7 protein-coding genes are annotated in these 12,492 nt (G+C 64.5%); all 7 read left to right on the plus strand.

Annotated features, from left to right (window positions below):
• Positions 1-126 precede the first annotated feature (126 nt).
• Positions 127-5,607 (plus strand): alpha-2-macroglobulin family protein, encoded by a 5,481-nt coding sequence (locus NKI49_RS13710; protein ID WP_352600752.1) that lies wholly within the window; start codon positions 127-129, stop codon positions 5,605-5,607.
• 107 nt (positions 5,608-5,714) lie between these two features.
• Positions 5,715-7,805 (plus strand): penicillin-binding protein 1C, encoded by a 2,091-nt coding sequence (pbpC, locus tag NKI49_RS13715; protein ID WP_352600750.1) that lies wholly within the window; start codon positions 5,715-5,717, stop codon positions 7,803-7,805.
• A gap of 62 nt (positions 7,806-7,867) precedes the next feature.
• Positions 7,868-8,209: a M15 family metallopeptidase gene (locus NKI49_RS13720; RefSeq protein WP_352695650.1), complete on the plus strand. Its 342-nt coding sequence runs from the start codon at positions 7,868-7,870 to the stop codon at positions 8,207-8,209.
• A 242-nt stretch (positions 8,210-8,451) separates the two neighbouring features.
• On the plus strand, positions 8,452-9,477 hold the full coding sequence (locus tag NKI49_RS13725) for a sulfate ABC transporter substrate-binding protein (protein ID WP_352600746.1): 1,026 nt from the start codon (positions 8,452-8,454) through the stop codon (positions 9,475-9,477).
• Between the two features lie 105 nt (positions 9,478-9,582).
• Positions 9,583-10,434 carry a sulfate ABC transporter permease subunit CysT gene (cysT, locus tag NKI49_RS13730; protein ID WP_352600744.1) on the plus strand — a complete coding sequence of 284 codons (852 nt, stop codon included), beginning with the start codon at positions 9,583-9,585 and terminating at the stop codon, positions 10,432-10,434.
• Complete coding sequence (gene cysW / locus NKI49_RS13735) at positions 10,427-11,311, plus strand: sulfate ABC transporter permease subunit CysW (protein ID WP_352600742.1); 885 nt, start codon at positions 10,427-10,429, stop codon at positions 11,309-11,311. Before cysT ends, cysW begins: the two co-directional genes overlap by 8 nt.
• A 137-nt stretch (positions 11,312-11,448) precedes the next feature.
• Complete coding sequence (locus NKI49_RS13740; RefSeq protein WP_352600740.1) at positions 11,449-12,489, plus strand: sulfate/molybdate ABC transporter ATP-binding protein; 1,041 nt, start codon at positions 11,449-11,451, stop codon at positions 12,487-12,489.
• The last annotated feature ends 3 nt before the right edge of the window (positions 12,490-12,492 follow it).

Here is a 12,492-nt window from a genome sequence, read left to right on the forward strand (position 1 = left end):
AGGTACTACCGGCCATCGGCCGGAAAGGAAACCGTTGGCAGGCGGAACCCTGCCGCGTCCTTGTGTTGACAAGCCTGACCGAAGCTTGATCATGCCGGGACGTTTGCACTTGTCTGGAGGGGTATTATGGCAATGCGCACGGCTCGTGGTCTGTCTATCCTGATCCTTCTCTTCTTTGCCTGGGGCACGGTGGCGCAAGCGGCCGAGGCGCGAAGAATCGCAACGACCGACAATTTCGACTATTTCGGCTTCGACCTCAGGTCCGATCAGAACGTCACGCTCGACCAGTGCAAGACCACCTGCCTCGGTGATCCGGCCTGCCGCGCCTTCACCTACAATACCAAGGCCAAATGGTGCTTTCTCAAATCCGACTATAACCAGCTGAAGGCTTTCAGCGGCGCCGTCGCCGGCAAGGTCGTCAACATCGACGGCGATCCCGATATCGGCGCGCCGCCGGAACTTGCCTTCTTCCCCAACTGGATGGCCGACCAGGCCCAGCAATACCGCGACAGGCTGCTTGGCCCGGCCTATGACAAGCCGACCGAAGGCATGGCCGCCCTGGTGAACGCCGCCGAGCAGGCGGTGCTCACCGGCGATCATCGCTCCGCCATGCACAGATACGAAGCCGCCGTTTCGGTGATGCCCGATGACGGCCAGCTCTGGCTCAACCTGGCGCGCGAGACGCTGGCCGTGCAGCCCGCCGCCAATACATCCGATGCGTCGACTTTGCCGGCAAACGGCACATCGGCGGCTTTCAACGCCTACAAGCTGCTGCGCACCACCAAGACGCGGGCCGAAGTGCTGGCGCTGCTCGGCAACGGCCTCGACAAGCGCGATCTCTACCGCTCGGCCCTGCAGGCCTATGAGGCCAGCCTTGCCCTGGTGCCTTCGCCAGCGGTCCAGGCCGACTATTCCGACCTCAAGGCCCGCAAGGGCTTCCGCGTCATCGATCACTCCCTTGATGCCGACACCAGCGCGCCACGCATTTGCGCGCAATTCTCCGAGGAACTGGTCAAGACCGGAGTCGACTATGCGCAGTTCGTCACCGTGGACAACGCGCCACCCAAGGGCGTCGAGGCCAAGGACAGGCAGATCTGCGTCGAAGGCCTCGAACATGGCCAGCATTATGACGTCACCTTCCGCGCCGGCCTGCCGGCCGCCATCGGCGAAGTGACCGCCGCCCCCGTGGCGCTGTCGATCTATGTGCAGGACCGGGCGCCTTCAGCCCGCTTCACCGGCGACAGCTTCGTGCTGCCGGCCGGCGCGCGCCGCGGCATCCCTGTCGTCACCGTCAATATGAACGCCGCGGAAATGAAGCTCTACCGCATCGGCGACCGTTCGCTGGCCCAGCTCCTGTCGGGCTACCAATTCCTGCACCAGCTCGACAGCTATGACATCTCCAATATTTCCGAGCAGATGGGCGAGCCGGTCTGGCAAGGTCAGCTCGACATCGCCGGCGACCTCAACAAGGAGGTCACCACCTCGTTCCCGGTCGACGAAGCGCTGCCGCAGCGCAAGCCCGGCGTTTATGTGCTGACCGCCCAGGCCGTCAGCGACAAGAGCGACGACGACAGTTCGATCGCCACGCAATGGTTCGTCGTCTCCGACATCGGCCTGTCGACCTATACCGGCCAGGACGGGCTTAACGTCTTTGCCCGTTCGCTGGGCAGCGCCAAGCCGATAGCCGGCGCCGAACTGACGCTGGTCGCCAGGAACAACGAGGTTCTCGGTACCGCGACCTCGGACGCCGACGGTCACGCCGTTTTCAATCCCGGCCTGACCCGCGGTGACGGCGGCATGATTCCGGCGGTGCTGATGGCCAAGCAGGGCGACAATGATTTCGTCTTCCTCGACATGGCCCGGGCCGGCTTCGACCTGTCCGACCGCGGCGTCACCGGTCGTGCGGCGCCCGGCGCACTCGACGTTTATGCCTGGACGGAGCGCGGCATCTACCGAGCCGGCGAGGACGTTCACGTCGCGGCTCTTGCCCGCGACGGTGCCGCCAAGGCGGTCGAGAACCTGCCGCTGACCTTCATCTTCTCGCGTCCCGACGGCGTCGAGGACCGCCGCATCGTCAGCGACGGCGCCTCGGCCGGCGGCCATGCCGTCGACCTGCCGCTCCAAGCCAATGCCATGCGCGGCACGTGGTCGGTGTCGATCTACACCGATCCCAAGCAGCCGGAGGTCGCCAGCCAGATGTTCCTCGTCGAGGACTTCGTGCCGGATCGCATCGAATTCGACATGAAGGCCGACAAGCAGGAGATCGCGCAGGGCGAAACCGCCAATATCAACATCGACGGCCGCTTCCTCTATGGCGCGCCGGCGGCGGGCCTGGCGCTGGAAGGCGAGCTGACGCTGTCGACCGCCCGTGCCTGGGACCGTTTCCCGGCCTATTCCTTCGGGCTCGCCGACGAACAGTCGGCGGAGCCCACGGTCACTCCGCTCGCCGATCTGCCGGTGGTCGGCGATGACGGCAAGGCGACCTTCCCGATCTCCGTCGAGCAACTGCCGTCGACCACGAAGCTGGTCGACGCGAAGGTGACGGTGCGCATGCGCGAGACCGGCGGCCGCGCCATCGAGCGCTCGCTCAACATCGGCATCCGCCCGCAAGGCCACATGATCGGCATCCGGCCTGATTTCGCCGACGATGAGGTGCCTCAGGGCGGCACGGCGAAGTTCAGCCTGATCGCCGTCGACCCCGACGGCAAGCGCGAGGCGCTGAAAGGCGCGCAGTGGTCGCTGGTCAAGGTCGAGCGCAATTACCAGTGGTACCGTTCCAACAATTCGTGGAACTACGAGCCGGTGACCTTCACCAAATCGGTCGCCAACGGCCAGGTCGATCTCAGTGCCGATGGCGAGGCGACGGTGTCGATCCCGGTCGACTGGGGCCGCTACCGGCTCGAGGTCGAAACGTCGGACCCCGAAGGGCCCGCGACCAGCTACGAGTTCGATGGCGGTTGGTATGTCTCTTCCACGACCACCGAGACGCCTGACGGCCTCGAGATCGCTCTCGACAAGGACAACTATGCCGCTGGCGAAGTGGCCAAGCTCAAGGTCTCGCCGCATTTTGCCGGCGAACTTCTGATCAATATCGGTTCCGACAAGTTGTTGAAGACCGTCACCGCGTCAGTGCCGGCCGGCGGCAGCACCATCGACATTCCGGTCGGCGACGATTGGGGCGCCGGTGCCTATGTCACGGCAACCCTGTTCCGGCCCGGCGATGCGCAGGAAACGCGCATGCCGGCCCGCGCCATCGGCGTGAAATGGCTAAAGGTCGATCCGGGCTCGAAGAAGCTCGCCGTCATGCTGGCGCCGCCGGACAAGACTCTGCCGCGCCAGCAGCTGTCGATCCCGGTTGCCGTCGCCGGCGTGCAGCCGGGCAGCAACGCCTATGTCATGGTCGCCGCAGTCGACGTCGGCATCCTCAATCTGACCAACTACAAGGTGCCGGACCCCGAGAACTGGTTCTTCGGCCAGCGCATGCTGGGCATGGAAATCCGCGACCTCTACGGCCGCCTGATCGACGGCTCGCTGGGTACCGCCGGCAAGCTCAGGACCGGCGGTGACGGTGCCAACATGCAGACGCAAGGCAGCCCGCCGACCGAAAAGCTGGTCGCCTTCTTCTCCGGTACCGTCCAGCTCGACGCCGACGGCAAGGCGCGGATCGACTTCGACATTCCACAGTTCAACGGCACCGTGCGCGTCATGGCTGTCGCCTGGACCAAGGACGCGGTCGGCCACGCCCAGTCCGATGTGATCGTGCGCGATCCCGTGGTGATCACCGCCGGCCTGCCGCGCTTCCTTGCGCCGGGCGACGCCGCCGTCATGCGGCTCGACATCGCCGACACCGACGGCCCGGCCGGGGACTATGCACTGTCGATCGAAACGACGGGCGACCTGTCGACGGGTGACAAGCCCCTGCCCCAGAAGCTGACGCTCGCCCAGGGCAAGCGGCAGACGCTGACCGTGCCGCTGATCGCACAGACGGCGGGCAATGCCTCGCTCACCATCAAGCTCGCCCATGCCGACGGCACCAAGGTCGAGCAGACGCTCTATGTGCCGGTCCGTCCAGCGCAGTTGCCGGTCACCACCCGCCTGGTGGTCGACCTCAAGGGCGATGGCGGCGCGCTGCGCGTCGACAAGGAGCTGCTTGCGGCAAGCCTGCTTGACGGCGCCTCCGTCAGTGTCGGCGTTTCGCAGACGGCAGCTTTCGACGTGCCGTCGCTCCTGATGACGCTCGATCGTTACCCCTATGGTTGCGCCGAGCAGACCACCAGCCGCGCCATGCCGCTTCTCTACGTCAACGAGATGGCATCGGGTGTCGGCATGGAGAGCGATCCAGACCTGCATGGCCGCGTTCAGGACGCCATCTACAAGGTGCTCAGCTACCAGGCCTCGGCCGGCAGCTTCGGCCTGTGGGGCCCGGGTTCCGGCGATTTGTGGCTCGACGCCTATGTCACCGACTTCCTGACCAGGGCGCGCGAGCAGAAATACGACGTGCCCAGCCTGGCCATGAACCAGGCGCTGGGCAATTTGCAGAACTCCCTCGGCTACGACCAGGACGTTCAGGATCGCGGCAGCGAGATCGCCTATGCGCTCTACGTCCTGGCCCGCAACAAGAAGGCCTCGATCGGTGATCTGCGTTATTATGCGGACACCCAGCTCGAGGCCTTCTCGAGCCCGATGGCCGTTGCCCAGCTTGCCGCCAGCCTTGCGCTCTACGGCGACACCCAGCGCTCGGAAGCGACGTTCAAGACGGCGTTGCAGCTTGCGAAGTCGAGCACCGAATACGACTACTACCGCTCCGACTACGGCTCGCGGCTGCGTGATGGCGCGGCGATGCTGGCGCTGGCAGCGGAATCGAAGCCGGTGCCGACGATCGCGCCGGAGCTGATCAAGCTGGTGACCAGGGAACGCGCCGAAGCCCGCTGGACCAGCACCCAGGATGAATCCTGGATGCTGCTGGCGGCTCGTGCACTGAAGGAAGGCAATGATTCGATCACGCTTTCCGTCAATGGCGCGCCGCATTCCGGCGGCTATTCCAACCGGGTCAGTGGCAGTGAACTCGCCGCCAGCCCACTGGCCATCGCCAACACCGGCAAGACGCCGCTGCAGGCCGTCGTCACCACGGTGGCGTCGCCGGTCCAGCCGTTGCCGGCCGGCGGCGACGGCTTCACCATCGGCCGCACCTATTACAAGCTCGATGGCACCGAGGCCAACGTCACCGAGGCGACGCAGAACGAACGCTATGTCGTCGTGCTCAAGATCTACGAGCAGAACAAATGGCCGTCCCGCCTGCTGGTCACCGACCTCTTGCCGGCGGGCTTCGAGATCGACAATCCGGGCCTGGTCTCCAGCGCGCAATTGTCGAACTTCTCCTGGCTGGCGCAGACCGATGCCGCCCATCTCGAATTCCGCGATGACCGTTTCGTCGCGGCCTTCAATCCCAATGACGGCGATGGCGACCGCAACATCACGCTCGCCTATGTCGTGCGAGCCGTGACACCGGGCACCTATGCCCATCCGGCGGCAACGGTGGAGGACATGTACCGGCCGCAATATTCCGCCCGCACCGCCACCGGCATGATGGAGGTCAAGGCGCCGTAAGGCGTCTTGACGGATATGAACGTGAGGTTTGCGCTGCCCCTCATTGCCCTGCCCGTCCTCCGCAGCTGCTGCGCAGCAGCTGCGGCAGGCGGATGAGGGGCGGCGCCATGCCCACAAGAAAACTCCTGCGCCGCGCGGCTATCGCTGGAATCTCCTTGGTGGCCGTTGCCGCCATTTCCGCTGCCTCTCTCTGGCAACTCGACCGCGCTTTCCCGCCGCCCTTGCCTGCCGAACTCACCGTCTCGACGGAAGTCCAGGACCGCGACGGCCAGCTGCTGCGCGCCTTCGCCACGCCGGACGGATACTGGCGGCTGAAAACCCGGCTCGACCAGGTCGACAAGCAGTTCGTCGACATGCTGGTCACCTATGAGGACAAGCGCTTCTGGGACCATGAGGGCGTCGACGTGCTGGCGCTGGCCCGCGCCGCCGGCCAGTTCGCTACCAGCGGTCACATCGTTTCCGGCGGCTCGACGCTGTCGATGCAGCTCGCCCGGCTGATCGAACCGCGCGAAAGCCGCAGCCTCGGTTCCAAGATCAAGCAGATGCTGCGCGCCATCCAGATCGAGCGGCGGCTGTCCAAAAGCGAGATTCTCGAACGCTACCTGACGCTGGCACCTTATGGCGGCAACCTCGAGGGCGTGCGCGCCGCCTCGCTTGCCTATTTCGGCAAGGAGCCGAAGCGGCTCACCGTTTCCGAGGCCGCCCTCCTCGTTGCCTTGCCGCAACTGCCGGAGAAGCGCCGGCCCGACCGCAATCTCGGGATCGCCCACGCCGCCCGCGACCGGGTGCTGACCCGTATGGTCTCGGCGGGCCTGATCGGTGAGCGTGAGGCGGCCCGCGCGGCACTCGACGACGTCTCTGGTCTGCGCCGCACCTTGCCGGCGCTTGCCGCGCATGCCGCCTATGCGATGCTGCCCAAGGCCGTTCCCGGCCAGCCCTTGCAACTGACGATCCGCAAGAGCGTCCAGCAAGGGCTGGAACAGGTGGCGAGGGACGCCGCAACCAAGCTTGGACCCCGCCTCTCCGTCGCCATGGTGCTGGCCGACTCCCGCACCGGCGACATCCTCGGCGAAGTCGGCTCGGCCAATTTCTTCGACGCCAGCCGTTCCGGCTGGATCGACATGACCAAGGTCGTGCGTTCGCCCGGTTCGACGCTGAAGCCCTTCATCTACGGCCTCGCCTTTGAACAGGGGCTGGTGGCGCAGGAGATGCTGATCGAGGACAGCCCGGTCGATTTCGGCGGCTACCGGCCGAAAAACTTCGACATGGGCTATCAGGGCGATGTCAGCATCCGCCAGGCGCTGCAATTATCGCTCAACGTACCGGCGATCCGCGTGCTCGACGCAGTCGGCCCGGCGCGGCTGACGGCGCGCTTCCGCCAGGCAGGTGTGAATCCCGTCCTGCCGGTCAACGAGGCACCGGGCCTCGCCATCGGCCTCGGCGGCGTCGGCGTGACGTTGCGCGACCTCGTCCAGCTCTATACGGGGCTCGCCAATGGCGGCAAGACGCACACGCTGCATGACGGCACCGAGCAGGCGAATGCCGAGCGCACCACCGCCACCATCCTCGACAATCAGGCGAACTGGCAGATCATCGACATATTGTCGGGCGTCAAGCCGCCGGAAGGCGCCATTCAGCGCGGCATCGCCTACAAGACCGGCACGTCCTACGGCTACCGCGATGCGTGGTCGGTCGGCTTCGACGGCCGCTATGTGCTCGGTGTCTGGGTCGGTCGTCCCGATGCCGGCGCGGTGCCAGGCCTGTCCGGTTATGTCTCGGCCGCTCCGATCCTGTTCGAGGGCTTTGTCCGCTCCGGCCTGGTCACGGTGCCGCTGCCGGGCAAGCCGCCCGGCGTCTTCAGTCCCAAACGCAACGAACTGCCGGTGACGCTCACCCGCTTCGGCGCCGGTTCGGACGGCCTGGTGCAGGCGACGCCTGCCGAACCCGCGCCGACCATCATCTTTCCGCCTGACGGCGCCCGTGTCGATCTCGGCACCAGTTCCGCCGACGCCTCGCCGCTGGTGCTCAAACTGCAAGGCGGCCGCGCTCCGTTCCGCTGGCTGGCCAACGGCAAACCGCTCACCGGGATTGACCGTCGCCGTACCGCGACCTGGCAGCCGGATGGCGCTGGTTACTCGACATTGACGGTCATTGACGCAGCCGGACGAGCGGCGAGTGTGAAGGTGTTCGTCGAATAGACGGCTGCAAGCGATTCACGGAATTGGCTTTTCCACAAGGTCGGACGGCAGGATATTCCCCAATGCCTGTTTCGCGCGGTCCTCGATTGTCGCTAGCCTCAGCGTTGGCAGCAACAACTCTTGTCACGGCAATCCCGCTCCCTGCAGATGCCGACGCCCTCCACACCTGCGGCGCTGTCGATGTCGGCACGCTTGATTTCGGCACTGGCTTCGACTGCTTCGACCCGACGAGCGAAACGGCGCGCCGCCCACTTCCCGGCAACGCGGCGGCGAACCGCAAGCTGCTTGTCGATGCCATGCGCGCCGGGGATTTCAAGAACTATGCGCGCGAGTGGTGGCATTTTACGCTGGAGCACGAGCCGTTCGCGAACCGGCGCTTCGATTTCCCGGTGACCGCCGGCTGACGCGCCGCTGCCAGGACCGCGTGGCAATCACATTCTCCGCACGCCATTGCCGAGGCGCGGCCCGTTCCTACATAGCGGCGGTGAGACAGCAGCAGAGCCCGGCTTCAGGGCATGAGGAAGAAATTTCTTTTCGCAGCGGGATTTCGTCGAATATTTTCTCCTAGCTGGCAAAAAATGCAACATTCAATGCATCTAAATTCTACCAATTCGGTAGATTTGGCGCGGGTTCAACGGAGGCAGAAATGACCAAACCTCATTTCCGGAAACTGCTCGGCGCACTGGTCGCCACATCTGTCCAGTTCGGCACGCTCGGTTTCGCGTTTGCCGACACGACGATACTCAACGTGTCCTACGATCCGACACGCGAACTCTACAAGGCCTATGACGAGGCCTTCGCGGCACATTGGAAGGCCGAGACTGGCGAGACGGTGACCATCCAGCAGTCGCATGGCGGATCGGGCGCCCAGGCGCGGGCCGTGATCGACGGCCTCGACGCCGATGTCGTAACGCTGGCGCTCGAAGGCGACATCAACGCAATCGTCTCGAAGTCGAAAAAGATCAATCCCGACTGGCGCACCAAATTCGAAAACAATTCAGCACCTTACACATCGACGATCATCTTCCTCGTCCGCAAGGGCAACCCCAAGGGCATCCATGACTGGAGCGATCTGGTCAAGGACGGCGTCCAGGTGATCACGCCCAATCCCAAGACCTCCGGTGGCGCGCGCTGGAACTATCTCGCCGCCTGGGCCTACGCCAACGCCAATGATGGCGGCGACGAAGCCAAGACCAAGGAATTCGTCGGCAAACTCTACGCCAACGCCCCGGTGCTCGACACCGGCGCGCGCGGCTCGACCGTGACCTTCGCGCAAAAGGGCCTCGGCGATGTGCTGATTGCCTGGGAAAACGAGGCCTATCTGGCGCTCGACGAGTTCGGTGCCGACAATTTCGACATCGTCTATCCGCCGACCTCGATCCTGGCCGAACCGCCGGTGGCGGTGGTCGACGCCAATGTCGATGCCAAGGGCACGCGGAAAATCGCCGAAGCCTATCTGAGCTGGCTCTATTCCAAGGAAGCGCAGACGATCATCGCCAAGAACCACTATCGTCCTGCCAAGCCCGACCTTGTGCCCCCGGAGGATCTCGCCAAGCTACCGCCGATCAAGCTTGTGACCATCGACGACCCGCAATTTGGCGGCTGGAAGAAAGCACAGCCTTATCATTTCGGTGACGGTGGTATATTCGACCAGATCTACAAGCCCCAATAAGGCGCCGTAGAGCGGAAGACGCCCAGTCGGGCCTCTTCCGTGAAACGCCCGGAGCCATTACGCGGGGCAAGCTGGTTTGAGTAAGAAGGGACGATCCAGAGTTCTATGACCACAGCACCCGCGCAGGCGGGGTGGCGGTTCAGGCAGCCGAGTGTCATTCCGGGTTTCGGATTGACGCTCGGCTTCTCGCTTGCCTACCTCACCCTCATCATCCTCATTCCGCTGTCCGGGCTGATCTGGCGTTCGGCCGCTCTCGGCTGGACCGACTTCTGGGCGATTGCCACCGATCGGCGCACCATCAACTCCCTGGAAATCAGCTTCGGCACCGCTTTCATCGCGGCTATCGTCAACGTCGTCTTCGGCACCCTCGTTGCCTGGGTGTTGGTGCGCTACCGCTTTCCCGGCCGCCGTATCGTCGATGCCATGGTCGACCTGCCATTCGCGCTGCCGACGGCGGTTGCCGGCATCGCGCTGACCACGCTCTACGCACCGAATGGCTGGATCGGCAAACTGCTGATGCCGCTCGGCCTCAAGGTCGCCTACACGCCGCTCGGTATCGTCATAGCGCTCGTCTTCATCGGCCTGCCCTTTGTCGTGCGCACCGTGCAACCGATCATGGAAGAGATCGACAAGGAAGTGGAGGAGGCCGCGGCAACGCTTGGCGCCAGCCGTTTCCAGATCATCACCCGCGTGCTGTTTCCGGGTCTGGCGCCCGCCATCATCACCGGCTTCGCCTTGGCTTTCGCCCGAGGCGTCGGCGAATACGGCTCAGTCATCTTCATTGCCGGCAACCTGCCGTACAAATCCGAGATAGCTCCGCTTCTGATCGTCATCCGCCTTGAGGAATACAATTATCCGGCAGCGACCGCGATCGCGGCGATCATGCTCGCTTTGTCGTTCCTGATGCTGCTGGTCGTCAATCTCGTGCAGACGTGGAGCCGCAAGCGCTATGGCTGACCCGGAGATCAAATCCTACGAGCCGTATCATGAGAGCCAGTCGGCGGCCGTGACCGAAAGCCGCCCGGCGCGAGCCGTGCTGATGGCCATCGCCTTCGCTTTCCTCGGCATCTTCCTGGTCTTGCCGCTGATCGTCGTCTTCAATGAGGCCTTCGCCAAGGGCGTCGGCGCCTATACCGAGGCGCTCAGCAATCCCGACACGCGCTCCGCGATTAGGCTGACGCTGCTCGTGGCGGCCATCTCGGTGCCGCTCAACGTCGTCTTCGGCATCTCGGCCGCCTGGGCGATCGCAAAATTCGAGTTCAAGGGCAAGGCGTTCCTGACGACGTTGATCGACCTGCCCTTTTCGGTCTCGCCCGTTATATCGGGACTGGTCTACGTGCTCCTGTTCGGCGCCCAGGGGCTGCTCGGCGCCTGGTTGAAGGCGCATGGCATCGTCATTCTCTTCGCCGTGCCGGGCATCGTGCTGGCGACCGTTTTCGTCACCTTCCCCTTCGTCGCCCGCGAATTGATCCCGCTGATGCAGGAACAGGGCAATGGCGACGAGGAGGCCGCCCTTTCTCTCGGCGCCAATGGTTGGCAGACCTTCCGGTATGTTACGCTGCCCAACGTCAAATGGGGCCTGCTCTACGGCGTGCTCCTGTGCAATGCACGCGCCATGGGCGAATTCGGTGCGGTGTCGGTCGTTTCGGGTCACATACGCGGGCTGACCAACACCATGCCGCTGCATGTCGAAATCCTCTATAACGAGTATAACGCTGTCGGCGCCTTTGCCGTCGCTTCCTTGCTGGCCGGGTTGGCGCTCGTCACACTGGTCTTGAAGACACTGCTTGAAATGCGCTACGGCGCCGAACTCGCCGCGACACGTGGGCATTAGATGCATGTCGCCCAGGGGGGCCGGGTTTGGGACAACGACATGCATGCATATGCATGAAACAAAGAAGAGCATGTCGCCCAAGATTGTATAGCGGTTTTTGGGGCAACGACATGCATCGACTACAAAAGGTTCTGTAAATGGAAGTTCGCGTTACCAACGTGCGCAAGGAGTTCGAGCGGTTTCCGGCGCTCCATGACGTGTCGCTCGACATCAAGTCGGGCGAGTTGATCGCGTTGCTGGGCCCTTCCGGCTCCGGCAAGACGACGCTGCTCAGGCTGATCGCCGGGCTGGAACGGCCGACGCGCGGAAAGATCTTCTTCGGCGACGAGGACGCCTCGCAAAAGTCGATCCAGGAGCGCAATGTCGGCTTCGTCTTCCAGCATTATGCGCTGTTCCGGCACATGACGGTGGCCGACAATATCGGCTTCGGCCTCAAGGTCCGGCATGGGCCGTCTCGCCCGCCGACGCAGGAAATCCGCCGCCGCGCCTCCGAGCTTCTCGATCTCGTCCAGCTTACAGGGTTGGAAAAGCGCTATCCGGCGCAGCTCTCCGGCGGCCAGCGTCAGCGCGTGGCGCTGGCGCGTGCCATGGCGATCGAACCCAAGGTGCTGCTTCTCGACGAGCCGTTCGGCGCGCTGGACGCGCAGGTGCGACGGGAATTGCGCCGCTGGCTTCGCGAAATCCACGACGCGACCGGCCACACCACCGTCTTCGTCACCCACGACCAGGAGGAGGCGCTGGAGCTTGCCGACCGGGTCGTGGTGATGAGCCAGGGCCGCATCGAGCAGGTCGGCACCGCCGACGACATCTATGACACGCCGAACTCGCCTTTCGTCTACGGCTTCATCGGTGAATCGAGCTCGCTTCCGGTCAAGGTCGAGAATGGCGAGATCTGGCTCTCCGACCGTCCGATCGGGCTGTCGGCGCCACATGCGCCTGCGGGCGATGCGACGCTCTACTTCCGCCCGCACGACGTCGAACTGCTGGACGGCTGCAGCGGCTGCATCGCCGGGACCGTCGCCGCCAGCCGACGCGTCGCCGGCACGCGGCGGGTGGAGCTTGAGATCGGCGGCGAGCGCCAGCGGGTCGAGATCGAACTGCCCGTCGGCCACCCCGCGGCACAGAAAAGCCGCGTAGCCTTCCGCCCGGGTCGCTGGAAGCTGTTTCCGGCGGCTTGATCG

The organism is Mesorhizobium sp. M0587, from assembly GCF_040320945.1.
Classification (GTDB): Bacteria; Pseudomonadota; Alphaproteobacteria; order Rhizobiales; family Rhizobiaceae; genus Mesorhizobium.

Coding starts and splice junctions, on each gene's coding strand:
- NKI49_RS13710 (WP_352600752.1), top strand. CDS start 127: ATGGCAATGCGCACGGCTCGTGGTCTGTCTATCCTGATCCTTCTCTTC.
- cysT (WP_352600744.1), top strand. CDS start 9,583: ATGACCACAGCACCCGCGCAGGCGGGGTGGCGGTTCAGGCAGCCGAGT.
- NKI49_RS13720 (WP_352695650.1), top strand. CDS start 7,868: ATGCCTGTTTCGCGCGGTCCTCGATTGTCGCTAGCCTCAGCGTTGGCA.
- cysW (WP_352600742.1), top strand. CDS start 10,427: ATGGCTGACCCGGAGATCAAATCCTACGAGCCGTATCATGAGAGCCAG.
- NKI49_RS13725 (WP_352600746.1), top strand. CDS start 8,452: ATGACCAAACCTCATTTCCGGAAACTGCTCGGCGCACTGGTCGCCACA.
- NKI49_RS13740 (WP_352600740.1), top strand. CDS start 11,449: ATGGAAGTTCGCGTTACCAACGTGCGCAAGGAGTTCGAGCGGTTTCCG.
- pbpC (WP_352600750.1), top strand. CDS start 5,715: ATGCCCACAAGAAAACTCCTGCGCCGCGCGGCTATCGCTGGAATCTCC.